This window comes from Sphingomonas echinoides ATCC 14820, assembly GCF_000241465.1.
Lineage (GTDB): Bacteria > Pseudomonadota > Alphaproteobacteria > Sphingomonadales > Sphingomonadaceae > Sphingomonas > Sphingomonas echinoides.
In genome coordinates this window covers 3,799,776-3,813,175 of record NZ_JH584235.1, presented here as the reverse complement: position 1 = coordinate 3,813,175, position 13,400 = coordinate 3,799,776, and the positions used below count along the sequence as shown (strand labels likewise).

Annotated in this window: 17 protein-coding genes; 8 read left to right on the top strand and 9 right to left on the bottom strand. The window is 63.0% G+C overall.

Annotated features, from left to right (window positions below; all coding sequences use genetic code 11):
• Window position 1 precedes the first annotated feature (1 nt).
• The 4 genes from ON00_RS17640 to eno all read right to left on the bottom strand — a co-directional run bounded on the left by ON00_RS17640 (window position 2) and on the right by eno (window position 3,867).
• Window positions 2-1,738: a DUF885 domain-containing protein gene (locus ON00_RS17640; RefSeq protein ID WP_010408207.1), complete on the bottom strand. Its 1,737-nt coding sequence runs from the start codon at window positions 1,736-1,738 to the stop codon at window positions 2-4.
• Window positions 1,739-1,914: 176 nt separating this feature from the next.
• On the bottom strand, window positions 1,915-2,043 hold the full coding sequence (locus ON00_RS21350; RefSeq protein ID WP_281047999.1) for a hypothetical protein: 129 nt from the start codon (window positions 2,041-2,043) through the stop codon (window positions 1,915-1,917).
• Between the two features lie 173 nt (window positions 2,044-2,216).
• Complete coding sequence (locus ON00_RS17635; RefSeq protein WP_010408205.1) at window positions 2,217-2,504, bottom strand: FtsB family cell division protein; 288 nt, start codon at window positions 2,502-2,504, stop codon at window positions 2,217-2,219.
• A gap of 85 nt (window positions 2,505-2,589) precedes the next feature.
• Window positions 2,590-3,867, bottom strand: a complete 1,278-nt coding sequence (gene eno / locus ON00_RS17630) for a phosphopyruvate hydratase (RefSeq protein ID WP_010408204.1) — start codon at window positions 3,865-3,867, stop codon at window positions 2,590-2,592.
• Between the two features lie 169 nt (window positions 3,868-4,036).
• Between eno and ON00_RS17625 the strand changes: the two genes are divergently transcribed.
• The 5 genes from ON00_RS17625 (at window position 4,037) to ON00_RS17605 (ending at window position 6,008) form a co-directional block, all read left to right on the top strand.
• On the top strand, window positions 4,037-4,510 hold the full coding sequence (locus tag ON00_RS17625; protein WP_010408201.1) for a hypothetical protein: 474 nt from the start codon (window positions 4,037-4,039) through the stop codon (window positions 4,508-4,510).
• 20 nt (window positions 4,511-4,530) lie between these two features.
• Window positions 4,531-4,890 carry a phage holin family protein gene (locus ON00_RS17620; protein ID WP_040601724.1) on the top strand — a complete coding sequence of 120 codons (360 nt, stop codon included), beginning with the start codon at window positions 4,531-4,533 and terminating at the stop codon, window positions 4,888-4,890.
• Window positions 4,833-5,210 (top strand): DUF3618 domain-containing protein, encoded by a 378-nt coding sequence (locus ON00_RS21345; protein WP_342626516.1) that lies wholly within the window; start codon window positions 4,833-4,835, stop codon window positions 5,208-5,210. The genes ON00_RS17620 and ON00_RS21345 overlap by 58 nt, the downstream gene beginning before the upstream one ends.
• Window positions 5,098-5,700 carry a hypothetical protein gene (locus ON00_RS17610; protein ID WP_425358375.1) on the top strand — a complete coding sequence of 201 codons (603 nt, stop codon included), beginning with the start codon at window positions 5,098-5,100 and terminating at the stop codon, window positions 5,698-5,700. The genes ON00_RS21345 and ON00_RS17610 overlap by 113 nt, the downstream gene beginning before the upstream one ends.
• Before the next feature lie 80 nt (window positions 5,701-5,780).
• The gene (locus ON00_RS17605; protein ID WP_010408192.1) at window positions 5,781-6,008 is read left to right on the top strand and encodes a DUF4170 domain-containing protein; all 228 of its coding nucleotides are present in this window, start codon (window positions 5,781-5,783) and stop codon (window positions 6,006-6,008) included.
• Between the two features lie 48 nt (window positions 6,009-6,056).
• Here ON00_RS17605 and greA read toward each other — a convergent pair whose 3' ends face one another.
• Both greA and carB read right to left on the bottom strand, forming a co-directional pair.
• Window positions 6,057-6,533, bottom strand: a complete 477-nt coding sequence (greA, locus tag ON00_RS17600) for a transcription elongation factor GreA (protein WP_010408190.1) — start codon at window positions 6,531-6,533, stop codon at window positions 6,057-6,059.
• Window positions 6,534-6,614: 81 nt separating this feature from the next.
• Entirely contained in the window at window positions 6,615-9,950 is a 3,336-nt protein-coding gene (gene carB, locus ON00_RS17595) for a carbamoyl-phosphate synthase large subunit (protein ID WP_010408187.1), read from the bottom strand.
• Window positions 9,951-9,999: 49 nt separating this feature from the next.
• Between carB and ON00_RS17590 the strand changes: the two genes are divergently transcribed.
• Window positions 10,000-10,395, top strand: a complete 396-nt coding sequence (locus ON00_RS17590; protein WP_154651366.1) for a FitA-like ribbon-helix-helix domain-containing protein — start codon at window positions 10,000-10,002, stop codon at window positions 10,393-10,395.
• Window positions 10,392-10,805, top strand: coding sequence for a type II toxin-antitoxin system VapC family toxin (locus ON00_RS17585; protein ID WP_010408181.1), 414 nt, complete (start codon window positions 10,392-10,394; stop codon window positions 10,803-10,805). Before ON00_RS17590 ends, ON00_RS17585 begins: the two co-directional genes overlap by 4 nt.
• Window positions 10,806-10,811: 6 nt before the next feature.
• Here ON00_RS17585 and ON00_RS17580 read toward each other — a convergent pair whose 3' ends face one another.
• Genes ON00_RS17580 through carA form a run of 3 tightly spaced genes read right to left on the bottom strand, consistent with a single transcriptional unit; the run spans window position 10,812 to window position 12,827 of the window.
• Window positions 10,812-11,171, bottom strand: a complete 360-nt coding sequence (locus ON00_RS17580) for a ribonuclease E inhibitor RraB (protein ID WP_010408179.1) — start codon at window positions 11,169-11,171, stop codon at window positions 10,812-10,814.
• A gap of 19 nt (window positions 11,172-11,190) precedes the next feature.
• Window positions 11,191-11,538 carry a hypothetical protein gene (locus ON00_RS17575; RefSeq protein WP_010408177.1) on the bottom strand — a complete coding sequence of 116 codons (348 nt, stop codon included), beginning with the start codon at window positions 11,536-11,538 and terminating at the stop codon, window positions 11,191-11,193.
• A gap of 5 nt (window positions 11,539-11,543) precedes the next feature.
• Entirely contained in the window at window positions 11,544-12,827 is a 1,284-nt protein-coding gene (gene carA, locus ON00_RS17570) for a glutamine-hydrolyzing carbamoyl-phosphate synthase small subunit (protein ID WP_010408175.1), read from the bottom strand.
• A gap of 122 nt (window positions 12,828-12,949) precedes the next feature.
• On the opposite strand from carA, the gene ON00_RS17565 reads away from it, so the two are divergent.
• Window positions 12,950-13,400, top strand: a 451-nt coding sequence (locus ON00_RS17565; protein ID WP_010408173.1) for a GatB/YqeY domain-containing protein, incomplete at its 3' end; no start/stop codon positions are given.

Here is a 13,400-nt window from a genome sequence, read left to right as displayed (position 1 = left end):
TTCAGAACACCGCTTTGCCGTCGCCGCCCAGCATCGCCTTGCGCACCAGCGGGATCGGCGGCCCGCCATAGCGCAGGAACTGGTCGTGGAACGCCTTCCACCCCGCGCGCCCGCCATGCGTCGCGGTCCAGTCGGCGCGGAGCTTGCGGATCATCAATTTGCCCATCGTGTAATTGAGATAGGCCGGGTCATAGGTGCCGCGCGCCGACTGCTGTTTCGCGTTGCCCTCGTCCTGATAGCATTGCTCGACGAACATCTTGCGGGATTGCTCCTGCGTCATGCCCTGCGTGTGCATTCCGATCGCCGACAGATAGCGGCAATCGCGCAGCAGCGCGTTCGACAATTGCCCGATATGCGTCTCGGCATCGCCCTTATGGAGCCCGGCTTCCCACATCATCTCCTCGGCATAATGCGCCCAGCCCTCGGCAAAGGCATAGCCGACGAACAGCCGCCCGAAGATCGACGGCGAGGCATTGGCATGGCGGAACTGCAGGAAATGCCCCGGCATCACTTCATGAACCGAGGTGAACAGCAGATCCATCTTGCCGGGAATGAAGCCCTCCTGCTCGGCCTTGCTCCACGCCGGATCAGGCGGGGAGATGTAATAGACCGAGGGGATGCCCTTCTCGAACGGCCCGGGCGGATCGATATAGGCGCTGTTCTGCCGGTTATAGGGCGGGCTTTCCTCAACCAGAGCCTGCTCATTGTCGGGGATCGTGACGATATCATTGGCCAGCACGAACGCGCGCAATTCGGGGATCTGCTTGCGCGCCTCGGCGACCGGATCGTTATTGGCTGGCTTGTTGTCGTTCATTTTGGCCATGCAGGCCGGGATCGTCGCGCCGGGCGCGAACTGCGCGCATGCCTCGGCCAGCGCCTTCTGGTTGCGCAGCAGATCGGCCTTGCCCGCCGCCTCCAGCGTCGCCAACGGCACATCGACGCCTTCGGTCATCTTGATCATGCGCGAGAAGCGGTCGGCCCCCAGCGCAAAGTCCTGCGTTGCCGATCCGCGCTGGCTCTCCACCCATTTGCCGAGATCGTGCATCGCCTTGGATGCGGCCGTCGCCGCCTTGTCGAACTCTTCCTGCAGCGCCGGGCTCTTCACATCGGCAAACGCCTTCTTCGCGTCCCCGGTGTAATAATCGCCAAAACCGTTAAACGCCGCCACGCCGAAATTGACGTAGCTGAGCGGCATCGGCGCCTTGAGGTTGGCTTTGATCTGCGCGGCCGCGTCGGGGATCTTGCGCAGGAAGGTGATCATCGCGCGCATCCGCGTCGGCGCATCGGCATAATGGCGCGCGATATAGACATTGGGGTCGAGCCCGGCGTTCACATACCAGGCCGGGTTCTTGTGCGGGAAATCGGCGTCTTCCAGCCAGAACAATTTGCCCTCGGCCACCGTCACCAGATAATCGCGCTCGAACGCTTCGTCCTGGCTCAGCTTGGCGCTGTCGAACGCCTTGGCCTTGGTGATCGCCTCGCGGAAGAAGTCACCTTGTCGTTTGAGCCCGCCGGGAGTCCAGTCGCCCAACCCGCCGTCGAAATCATGCCGTCCCTGATACACCGCGTCAGCCGGCGAGATCTTGAACCAATCCTCGATGAAGGTGTCGCGGAAGCTCTTCCAGTCGGTCGTGGGCAGCGCGGCAAGTGGGGCCATCGTGCCCTTCGTCTCGGCCGATCGCGCGGAGCAGGACATCAGCGCGAGCCCCGCAATGCCCGCCAGTAACACCTTGCGCATGTTGATCCTTTTGATTCGTGTGCGCGCAGAAGCTGACAGCTTGCCGCAGCGCGCGCCAGCCCTTGAAGCGGACGCCACCCAGCGTTTTCGCAGGTATCAGTGGAACAACAAGAGCGGCGCGCGCACGGCACCGCTGTGGCGAAGCCGTCTACCGACATTGCCAGCCCATTTGCAGCTTACAGCAGCAGGCCGATCGACCAGAACGACCCGACAAGCGTCACGATCGCTATCGTTGCCTGAAAGATTCCCCAGGCATCCGAACTGCAAAAACCTGCAGGTGCTTTGATTGCCACGCGAATAGCCATCATCACTCTCCTGATCGGCGACGTTAGGCGTCGCTCGTATCAACAGAGAAGCTGATCCTGATGATTGAGACGGTCAAGCAAAATGCGTCGTCGGTGCACTCACCCCGACGAAAGGATGAATAGCGGCCGAAGCCCCGCGCAAATCCTGCGCGATCAAACGGTCCCAGGACTGGTCACTTTCCGAGCGGGACGATCATTTCGTCCTGATGCGCGACACCCAGATCCTTGCGCGCCAATTCATCGACCAAATCGGGATCAGCGTGCTTCGGGTCGAGCAGGTCGACCCGGTTCTTCAGCTCGGACCGGGCCTTGTCGAGCATCGCGAGCTGCTGCTGCTTCACCGCAAGCTGCCGCTCGATGTCGCCATAGGCCAGCGCACCGTTCGGCCCGAAGATCGCATAGCCTCCGAAGAACACGCCGACGATCATCAACGCCGCCGGTGCGATGGCGCGGCGGAGCATGGTGCGGAGGAGAGATGGCTTCTTGATCACGGTCGCGATTCTCGCGCATCGCGACTCGTGGATCAAGCCCGTATTTACTACATTTTTACGCGCGGATGACGGAACGACCGGCATATACGCCAGCCCCCTCCAATTCCTCCTCGATACGGATCAACTGGTTGTATTTGGCAAGCCGGTCGGAGCGTGCGAGGCTGCCGGTCTTAATCTGTCCGCAATTGGTCGCGACAGCCAGATCGGCGATCGTCGAGTCCTCGGTCTCGCCCGAGCGGTGCGACATCACCGCAGTATAGCCCGCTCGGTTCGCCATCGAAACGGCTTCGAGCGTTTCAGTGAGCGTACCGATCTGGTTCACCTTGACCAGCAGCGAATTGGCATAGCCACCCTCAATGCCGCGCTTCAGGCGCTTGGGATTGGTGACGAAGAGATCGTCGCCAACGAGCTGAACCTTGTCGCCGACGAGGTCGGTCAGCGCCTTCCAGCCTTCCCAATCATCCTCGGCCATGCCGTCTTCGATCGAGAAGATCGGATAGCGGCGCGTCAGATCGGCGAGATATTCGGCCATTTCATGGCTCGACAGGCTCTTGCCCTCACCCGAAATCTCATACTTGCCGCTCTTGTAGAATTCGGTTGCGGCGCAATCGAGCGCGAGCATCACGTCGTCACCGGGGGTGTACCCTGCCGTCTCGATCGAGCGCAGGATGAATTCGATCGCTTCGTTGGTGGACGCAATGTTGGGCGCAAAGCCGCCTTCATCGCCGACCGAGGTCGCCAGGCCCTTTTCGTGCAATGCCTTCTTCAGCGTGTGGAAAATCTCCGACCCGCAGCGCACCGCCTCGATCATCGAGCTGGCACCAACCGGCACGATCATGAATTCCTGAAAGTCGATCGGGTTGTCGGCATGTTCGCCGCCATTGATGATGTTCATCATCGGCACCGGCAGGACATGCGCCGAGACGCCACCGACATAACGATACAGCGGCAGCGTGCGCGCATCGGCCGCTGCCTTGGCCACCGCTAGGCTGACGCCCAAGATCGCGTTGGCACCCAGGCGGCCCTTATTCTCGGTGCCGTCGAGTTCGATCATCGTGTGGTCGATCTCGCGCTGGTCTTCGGCTTCGAAGCCGAGCACCGCGTCGGCAATCTCGCCATTCACTGCGGCCACCGCCGCCTCGACGCCCTTGCCGCCCCAGCGGCTCTTGTCGCCATCGCGCTTTTCGACCGCCTCATGCGCGCCGGTCGACGCGCCCGAGGGCACCGCCGCACGCCCGAAACTGCCGTCTTCGAGCATCACGTCGACCTCGACGGTGGGGTTGCCGCGACTGTCCAGGATCGTGCGGGCGTGAATGTCGATGATTGCGGTCATGGAACGATCCTTCTAACGGGTCTGAGAGGGTTCGCGCGTGCCTCTATCGGCTAAGTCGAACGCCCGCAATTCGCATGGGGTGCCTCTCGTGGATTTGCGGCCGCCGATGGAACCCCGATACGGGCTTGCCGGTTACCTGTCGTAGACACTTCAACGAAGGGCGCTTGTCATGGCTACCACTCCGAACGATACGTCCACCGCGATCTACGAGGCAGAAGCGGCCGTAACCGAAGCCGCGCACGAGACGGCCAAGGCCACGCTCAGCGCGACGCAATTGTTCAAGGACAGCGCCGCCAAGCTCGGCAAGGAAGCCGTCGATCGCGCCAAGACCTATGCCGAAGACGGCAAGGCGCGCGCGGGCGGTGCGCTGGATGAAATCGTGAAAATGATCAACGATGCCGCAGGCACTGTCGATGACAAGCTGGGCGAGCAATATGGCCAATATGCCCGCACCGCTGCGGACAAGGTTGCGGGTTTCTCGGAAGGCCTGAAGGCCAAGGAACTTGACGACCTGATCGAAGATGCACGCGGCTTCGTCCAGAAGAGCCCGGCTATCGCAATCGGCACCGCAGCTGCGCTTGGCTTCGTGCTGGTGCGATTGATCCAGGCGGGCCTTGCCACCGATCATGACGACAAGGCCTGATCCGGCCATACCGGGGGGCAATGATGGACAGGGGTGAAGACCCGATCGAACAGGAGAGCCTTGCCGCTCTCCTGTCGCGTGTCGTCAGCGACGCAGAGCAAGTGGCGCGCGCCGAAATCGAGCTGCAAAAAGCGAAAGTCGTCGCCAAGATCGATGACGCCCGCAATGCCATCCTGCTGCTGGTCGCCGCGATCGCGATTGCATCGGTCGCGCTGACGGCGTTGGTACTTGGCGTTTTACTGGTCCTGGCGCAGCTTATCGGCCCGTTGGCGGCAACTGCGGCGATGGTGGGCTCGCTTGTTGCGCTATCGGCCCTCTTGGGATGGTTTTCGATGCGGCAATTCAAGCGCCTGTTCGGCGCAACCGAGGACCAGGCATGACCGGGCGCGCAATAGGGACTCGGCTGGCATTGGCCCAGGCCAGCGCCGAGCAAGCGCGCGCGCGCTTGTCGGAAACAATCGGGACGTTGCAGCATCGGGCCAGCCCGCAAGTGCTTGCCCAAGACGTGGCCGAGTCGCTCAAGGCACGCGGCGTCGATGCGGTGTTTGGTGTTGTCGAAAGCGCCCGCCGTCGCCCGGCGCGCTTTGGTGTCGCCGCTGCGGTCCTTGGCCTTTGGTTGGCGCGCGGCCCGATCGTGCGCGCCCTTCGTCGCCCCTCCTCGGCTCGCTCTCTTAAAACACAGGACCACGCCCATGACTGATGCCAAACCCGTGAAACGAACGTCCAAGGCGGTTGCCAGCGTTCGCGAAGCCGCATCCAAGGCTGTTGCTACCACCGCGACGACAACGCGCGCCGCAACCGATAAGGCTGTCGCCGGGATTGAAGCCAATCCCCTCGCGGTCCTTGGTGGCGGAATTGCAATCGGTCTGCTGGTCGGCGCATTCGTTCCCCGGACGGACGCCGAGCGCAAAATCCTCCGGCCGGTCGGCAAGCGTCTGAACGAAACCGCGCGCGGCGCGGTCGACGCGGCTCGCGACACGGCAAAGACCGAGCTTGACGTGCTCGGGCTGTCGCGTGATGCGGCGCGCGATCAAGTGGGCAAGCTGCTGGGTGGAGTGATCAAGGCGCTGGCAACGGCCGGCACTGCGGCGCTGGCCGCCAAGGCGGTTGTCGAGCAGCCGCAACCAGTAGAGCGACAACCGGCGGCCCCGCCTGCGGATACGCCAAAAAACGCTACGTCGGCCGAATAAAGCTGCCGCAACCTGTTCCCGAATGCGCCGGGCGCTCCTAAGACGAGCGGGAAACCCACGCATTTCGGGAAAGTGATTTTATGAGCAAACTCCACCTCGTTTTCGGCGGTCGCGTCAGCGATCCTCGCGGGCTCGATTTCGACGATCTTGGCTCGATCGATATCGTGGGCGTGTTCCCGGATTATGCGAGCGCCGAAAAGGCCTGGCGCGCGGCGGCACAGCGCACGGTCGACGATGCCGAGATGAAATATGTGGTGGTGCATCTGCACCGCCTGCTGCAGCCCGATTTGCTCGCGCCGGGCGCGTGAAGGCTACGCCCCTCTCCCGCAATGGGAGAGGGGCGTCACGCAGCGTTTTTAGATGAACTCGATTTTCGAGACGACATAGTAGCGATCGCCAGACGGGACGGTCACTTCCACTTCGTCCTCAAGCTTGCGCCCGATGAGCGCGCGGCCGAGCGGCGAGTTATACGAGATGCGACCGCCCTTGGCGTCCGCCTCGGTCTGGCCAACGATCTGATATTTGATCGGCTTATCGTCTTCGTCGAGCAGCGTAACGGTTGCCCCGAACACGACCTTGTCGCCCGACAGGTCGCGCGGATCGATGACCTGCGCGCGCGAAAGCTTGTCCTCAATGTCGCTGATCGAGGCTTCGATCTGGCCCTGACGCTCCTTGGCCGCATGATATTCGGCGTTTTCCGACAAATCGCCATGCGCGCGCGCTTCCTCGATCGCGTCGACGATCGTCGGACGCTCCGCCTTAAGCCGTTTCAGGTCCGCAGTGAGCCGCTCATAGCCCTCTTGCAGCATCGGCATCTTTTCGACGGTAGCCATCCCTCTTCGTCCTTCGTCTTCAAAATTCCCCGGTTGGCCGACCCTGCTGGGCCCGCCCGCACGTTGTTCTCATGTGGGGAATTAGGTGTGCGAGTGCGAATAATAGGATTGCAAAGGCCTGACTTCAAGGCTGCGTGTCGAAAGGGCGACAATCGCCAGCGCCGCCTCGACACTGGCAGGGGCTGTCGTGAAGTATGGAATCTTCAACGACAAGGCCGATCCGCGAATGGGCGAACTGTCCTTCAGGCTCTGCCAGCCCTCGGTGGTGTTGAAGATCAGATCGATCCCGCCATCCTTGATCCGGTCGACGATATGCGGACGTCCCTGCGCGACCTTGTTGACGCGTTCGACCGCGACGCCGTGCGCGGCCAGATACTCCGCGGTCCCGCCCGTCGCGACAATGGTGAAGCCATGCGCGGCGAGCGCACGCACGCCCGGCAGGATCACCGGCTTGTCGCCATCCTTCACGCTGACGAACAAGGCACCGCTCTTGGGCAGGACGGTGCCCGCGCCCAATTGCGACTTGGCGAAGGCGAGCGTGAAATCGGGATCGATTCCCATCACTTCGCCCGTGCTCTTCATTTCCGGCGACAAAACCGGATCGACGCCGGGGAAGCGGTTGAACGGGAACACCGCTTCCTTAACCGCAAAATAGTCGATGTGGCGATCGACCTTGGGGAGGTCCGCCAGCTTCTCGCCCGCCATTACGCGCGCGGCGATTTTGGCGATCGGCGCGCCGATCGCCTTGGCGACGAACGGCACGGTGCGGCTGGCGCGCGGATTGACCTCGATGAGATAAACCAGCCCATCCTTTACCGCGAACTGGATGTTCATCAGCCCGACGACCGACAAGGCCTTGGCCAGTGCTACCGTCTGGCGCTCGATCTCGGCAATGATCGCGTCCGAGAGCGAATAAGGCGGGATCGAGCAGGCGCTGTCGCCCGAATGGACACCGGCTTCCTCGATATGCTGGAGGACGCCCGCCACCGTTACGTCGGTGCCGTCCGAGATCGCATCGACATCGACCTCGATCGCGTCGCGCAGATATTGGTCGATCAGAACCGGTGATTCGCCAGACACTTGCACGGCTGTCTGAATATATTCCTCAAGCTGCGCGCGTCCGTCGACGATCTCCATCGCGCGGCCGCCGAGCACATAGCTCGGGCGCATCAGCACGGGGTAACCGATGCGTTCCGCCGCAACGATCGCTTCTTCGCGGCTGCGCGCCAGGCCATTGGCGGGTTGCAACAGCCCAAGCTTGTTGACGAGGGCTGCGAAGCGTTCGCGGTCCTCGGCCAGGTCAATCGCGTCGGGGCTGGTGCCAAGGATCGGAATCCCGGCATCCTGCAGCGCCTGCGCGAGGTTGAGCGGGGTCTGGCCACCAAACTGCACGATAACGCCCGCCAGCGTGCCGTTCTGCTGCTCGACATGCAGGATCTCCAGCACGTCCTCGGCGGTCAGCGGTTCGAAATACAAGCGGTCGCTGGTGTCGTAGTCGGTCGACACCGTCTCCGGGTTGCAATTGACCATGATCGTCTCGAACCCGGCATCGGCCAAGGCGAAACACGCATGGCAACAGCAATAGTCGAACTCGATCCCCTGCCCGATCCGGTTGGGACCGCCGCCGAGGATGACGACCTTCTTGGCGGAGGTCGGCTGGCTTTCGCATTCGGGTTCGCCGAAGCTGGGCGCTTCATAGGTCGAATACATATACGGCGTCTTGGCGTTGAATTCGGCGGCGCAGGTGTCGATCCGCTTGAACACCGGACGCACGCCGAGCCGGTGGCGCAACGCGCGCACTTCCTTCTCGGTCACGCCGCCCGTCATCGCGACGACCGCCTCATGGATCAGCCCCGACCCCCGCGCCACGCCGCGATCCATGCCGTCGCGCAGATTGGCGGATTTGAGCGCGAGATAGGCCAGACGCTTGTCGCTGAAGCCCATCGACTTCAACCGGCGCATCCCCGCCGCGTCGATCGGCAGGCCATTGCGGCACACCTCTTCCTCCGCCGCGACGATTTCGGCGATGCGCTCCAGGAACCACGGATCGAATTTGGCGAGCGCGTGGATCTCGGCGACGGTAAAGCCCTCGCGCAGCGCTTGCGCGGCGACCAGCAGCCGGTCGGGGGTGGCGACGGCCAAGGCCGCCTCAATCTCGGCGCGCGGCGCACCGACCAGGCGGTCGACCATGTTGAAGCCGGACAGGCCCGTCTCCAGGCCGCGCAGCGCCTTCTGCATCGATTCATGGATGTTGCGGCCGATGGCCATCACCTCGCCGACCGACTTCATCGCGGTCGACAGCACGGCCTCTGCCCCCTTGAACTTTTCAAAGGCGAAGCGCGGGATCTTGGTGACGACATAATCGATCGTCGGTTCAAACGACGCCGGGGTGGCGCCGGTAATGTCGTTCATGATCTCATCGAGCGTATAGCCGACCGCCAGCTTGGCGGCGACCTTGGCGATCGGGAAGCCGGTCGCCTTGGACGCCAGCGCCGAGGAGCGCGACACGCGCGGGTTCATCTCGATCACGATCAGGCGGCCATCCTTGGGGTTGACCGCGAACTGCACGTTCGAGCCGCCCGTCTCGACGCCGATCTCGCGCAGGCACGCGATGCTCGCGTTGCGCATGATCTGATATTCCTTGTCGGTCAGCGTCAGCGCCGGCGCGACGGTGATCGAGTCGCCGGTGTGGACCCCCATCGGATCGACATTCTCGATCGAGCAGATGATGATGGCATTGTCGGCGCGGTCGCGCACGACTTCCATCTCATATTCCTTCCAGCCGATCAGCGATTCCTCGATCAGCACCTCGGTGGTCGGCGACAGATCGAGCCCGCGCCGCACGATCTCCAGAAATTCCTCGCGATTATAGGCGATGCCGCCACCGGTGCCGCCCATGGTGAAGCTCGGGCGGATGATCGCGGGAAGCCCGGTGCGCTCGAGCCCGGCGAGCGCTTCCTCGACTGAATGCGCGATCGCGGAACGGGCGCTCTCCAGCCCGATCTTGGTCATCGCGTCCTTGAACTTCAGCCGGTCCTCGGCTTTGTCGATCGCCTCGGCATCGGCCCCGATCATCTCGACGCCGTATTTCTCCAGCGTGCCATCATTGAACAGCGCCAGCGCAGTGTTGAGCGCTGTCTGGCCGCCCATCGTCGGCAGCACCGCATCGGGGCGCTCCTTGGCGATGATCTTGGCGACGATCTCGGGCGTGATCGGCTCGACATAGGTCGCATCGGCCAGTTCGGGATCGGTCATGATCGTCGCCGGGTTCGAATTGACCAGGATGATGCGATAGCCATCCTCTTTCAGCGCCTTGATCGCCTGCGTGCCCGAATAATCGAACTCGCACGCCTGGCCGATGACGATCGGCCCCGCGCCGATGACGAGGATGGACGAGATATCGGTGCGTTTAGGCATTTGACAGCATTGCTTTCATTGCATATATTGATAGCGAAGGAGATACGTCGTGGCTACTTTGACCGTTCGCAACGTTCCCGAAGAGGCCAAACACAGGTTTCGCCAAATTGCCGCGGCCCATGGGCGGTCGATGGAGGAACATCTGCGCCAGTTGGTGATCGAGGCGGATTTCGGTGATGCGGCGTCGACAAGCCATGTCGCCGATGCGCGGGCCAGCTTTCGCCCAGCCCCGTCGCAAGAGGCCACGTCGCAGGAAAATCGTGTCCGCAGCTTGCTCCAGCGGGCCGACGGGACGGCCCATGCCGCGCCCGACAGCGCTCGCTATGCCGACATTCGCTTCATGACCGCCAAGGACGCGATGGCGGAATTGCGGCGACTGGCCAATGGCGTGGGCCTCGACCTGCCGCCGCCGCTCAATCCCAAAATCGAAGCTCCCGAGCTTTGATTCTGGTCGACACCAATGTGTGGAGCGAACTGACCAAGCCGCATGGCGACCCCGCCGTGCTGGCTTGGCTGGAGGCGCATGACGAGGATCTTGCGCTGTCGGTGATGGTGGTGGCGGAAATCCAATATGGCATTGCGCTGCCGGGGGCGGCGCACAAGCGTCCGTTCCTCCAGCCGTGGCTGGAAGGGCTGCGCGCGCGCTATTACCACCACACGCTGCGCTTTGAAGGCGCGGATGCGGATCATTATGGTCGGATCGCGGCGCTTCCAGAAGTGAAGGCGCGCGAACCGCAAGTGTTCGACATGCTGATCGCCGCGCAGGCGCGATCGCGCGCGATTCCGGTTGCCACGCGAAACACCAGGGATTTCGCATGGACCGGAGTCGAACTGATCGATCCGTGGCGGGCGTGACGCCTGTCATTCCGCGCCGTCCTCCGCGGTGCAGCCCCAGCCATCATATTCCACGTCGTAGATCAGTTCGATCTGCAGACATTTGAGCGTCAGCGCGCGGATCGCATCGTCATCCGACGTCTGTTCGCGGCCGAGGAACAGGCTGATCTCGCCCTCCTCATCCTCTTCGCGCTCGATCACCTCAAAGCCGAGTTCCTCGGCATCCTCTTCCAGCCGGTCGAGCGCAGGCTCGGTGCCGCGAAAGCTGACATCGACCATGCGGACGATCTCGGGCCGGTCGCCATTCTCGCGCAGGCTGGCGAGCACGTCCTTGTCGGCGGCCCATTCCTCTTCGAGGCGCGCGGGGGAGACTTCTGGGAGGGTCATGCCAGTTCTTTCTGCAACATTATGCGGCTGCATACTGAAGGTGATATAAAACGAGCGCAGAGCCGATGCCGCCGGTTATCATCGCAATCATTGAAATTAATGGTGCCGCTCGCAACCGACTGGCGATACCATAAAAGAAACCTTGCGTAGTCGCCGCTCCAATGAACAAAAAAATCACGACCCACCAAGCCACAACAAAAAACATCCAAACGAAAAGGATGATGAACCAAACACCTGAGACTGCTCCAAGGAACTTCCAAACTGTATCTGCCGTCCCCATCGGACGGAGAGGGGGATAATTCTTGGTGCGATATTCAAGCATCGACCCGAGGCTAAAGATGCACAAAGAAATAAAGAGCCAAACCATCCGTTTCACTCCTTGCTCAACATCCCCACAAACTTCTCGAACAGATACAGGCTGTCCTGCGGGCCGGGGCTCGCTTCGGGGTGATATTGCACGCTGAAAGCGGGGCGGTCGGTGAGTTCGATGCCGGCGTTGGAGCCGTCGAACAGCGAGACGTGGGTTTCGCGCGCGGTGGCGGGCAGGCTGGCACGTTCGACCGCGAAGCCGTGGTTCATCGAGGTGATCTCGACCGCGCCGTCGCTGAGGCGCTGCACCGGATGGTTGGCACCGCGATGGCCCTGGAACATCTTGGTGGTGCTGGCGCCGACCGCGAGCGCAAGCAATTGGTGGCCCAGGCAAATGCCGAACAGCGGCAGGCCTGTGTCGAGCAATTGCTGGATCACCGGCACCGCGTAGAAACCCGTCGCGGCGGGATCGCCCGGGCCGTTCGACAGGAAAATGCCATCGGGGGCGAGCGCCATCACCTCGTCAAAGCTGGCGGTAGCGGGCACGACCGAGACATCGGCCCCGGCGGCGACCAGGTTGCGGAAGATGTTGCGCTTGGAGCCGTAATCGATCGCGACGACGTGGGGGCGCTTGGCACTCCCCTCCCGCTCGCGGGAGGGGTTGGGGGAGGGAACGCCATCGGGGGAAAGCGCGTCATCTGCGGTCAGGCCCTCCCCTAGCCCCTCCCGCGAGCGGGACGGGAACGAGGTGTCATACCCTTGGCCCAGCCGCCACACGCCGCCGGCCCAGCCATAATGCGTCTGCGTGGTCACCGCGATCGCCAGGTCCATGCCTTCCAGGCCCGGCCATGCCTGCGCCATGGCCAGCAAGGCGGGAATGTCGAACACGCCGTCCGCCGCATGGGCGATCACCGCATTGGGCGCGCCGCCGCTACGGATGCGGCGAGTGAGCGCGCGCGTGTCCACACCCGACAGGCCGATTCGCTTGTGCTTGGCCATCCACGCATCGAGTCGCTCGACGCTGCGGAAGTTGCTGGGGCCGGTCACATCCTCGCGCACGATCATGCCGAGCGCGTGGGGATCGTCCGCCTCGACGTCATCGGCATTGGCGCCGACATTGCCGATATGCGGGAAGGTGAAGGTGATCATTTGCCCGGCAAAGCTCGGGTCGGTCATGATTTCCTGGTAACCGGTCATCGCGGTGTGGAAGCAGACTTCGCCGACCGCGACGCCTTCCGCGCCGAAGCCGCGGCCCCACACCACCTCCCCGGTTGCCAGCACCAGAACGCCGGTGGCGCCTTGGGGAGCGATGCTGTTGGACGCAGGCAGAGGTTTGGCGTCGGCCATTGCGGCGGGCACTCCGTTTAAAAAATTGTCGATGTCGCTAAGCGGCGGGGACTAGGAGCGCGGGGGCGATGCGTCAATCCGATAAAGCCGCTATACCCGCCGACCACCGAAAAGGACGTTCAATGATTCGTGACGACATCAAGGCCGCGCTCATCACCGCGATGAAGGGCGGCGACAAAGCGGGCACCGCGACGCTGCGCCTCGTGCAATCCGCGATCAAGAACCGCGACATCGAAGCGCGCACCGGCAAAGCGCCCGAGGATGACGATGCGCTGGTGGTGGAAGTGCTGCAGAAGATGGTCAAGCAGCGCCGCGAATCGATCGAGATGTTCGTGAAGGGCGGCCGCCAGGAGCTGGCCGACGCCGAAGCCGCCGAAGTCGCGGTGATCGAGACATTCCTGCCGACGCAGATGGACGAAGCGGCGACCGCTGCCGCGATCGAGGCGATCAAGGCCGAGCTGGGTGCCACGGGCATGAAGGACATGGGCCGCGTGATGGCCGAGCTGAAGGCGCGCCACGCGACCACGCTCGACATGAGCAAGGCGAGCGCGGCGGTGAAGGCGGCGCTGAGCT

Coding starts and splice junctions, on each gene's coding strand:
- ON00_RS21350 (WP_281047999.1), bottom strand. CDS start 2,043: ATGGCTATTCGCGTGGCAATCAAAGCACCTGCAGGTTTTTGCAGTTCG.
- ON00_RS17635 (WP_010408205.1), bottom strand. CDS start 2,504: ATGCTCCGCCGCGCCATCGCACCGGCGGCGTTGATGATCGTCGGCGTG.
- ON00_RS17625 (WP_010408201.1), top strand. CDS start 4,037: ATGGCTACCACTCCGAACGATACGTCCACCGCGATCTACGAGGCAGAA.
- ON00_RS17620 (WP_040601724.1), top strand. CDS start 4,531: ATGATGGACAGGGGTGAAGACCCGATCGAACAGGAGAGCCTTGCCGCT.
- ON00_RS17580 (WP_010408179.1), bottom strand. CDS start 11,171: ATGACCCTCCCAGAAGTCTCCCCCGCGCGCCTCGAAGAGGAATGGGCC.
- carB (WP_010408187.1), bottom strand. CDS start 9,950: ATGCCTAAACGCACCGATATCTCGTCCATCCTCGTCATCGGCGCGGGG.
- ON00_RS17575 (WP_010408177.1), bottom strand. CDS start 11,538: ATGGTTTGGCTCTTTATTTCTTTGTGCATCTTTAGCCTCGGGTCGATG.
- ON00_RS17640 (WP_010408207.1), bottom strand. CDS start 1,738: ATGCGCAAGGTGTTACTGGCGGGCATTGCGGGGCTCGCGCTGATGTCC.
- carA (WP_010408175.1), bottom strand. CDS start 12,827: ATGGCCGACGCCAAACCTCTGCCTGCGTCCAACAGCATCGCTCCCCAA.
- ON00_RS21345 (WP_342626516.1), top strand. CDS start 4,833: ATGGTTTTCGATGCGGCAATTCAAGCGCCTGTTCGGCGCAACCGAGGA.
- ON00_RS17605 (WP_010408192.1), top strand. CDS start 5,781: ATGAGCAAACTCCACCTCGTTTTCGGCGGTCGCGTCAGCGATCCTCGC.
- eno (WP_010408204.1), bottom strand. CDS start 3,867: ATGACCGCAATCATCGACATTCACGCCCGCACGATCCTGGACAGTCGC.
- greA (WP_010408190.1), bottom strand. CDS start 6,533: ATGGCTACCGTCGAAAAGATGCCGATGCTGCAAGAGGGCTATGAGCGG.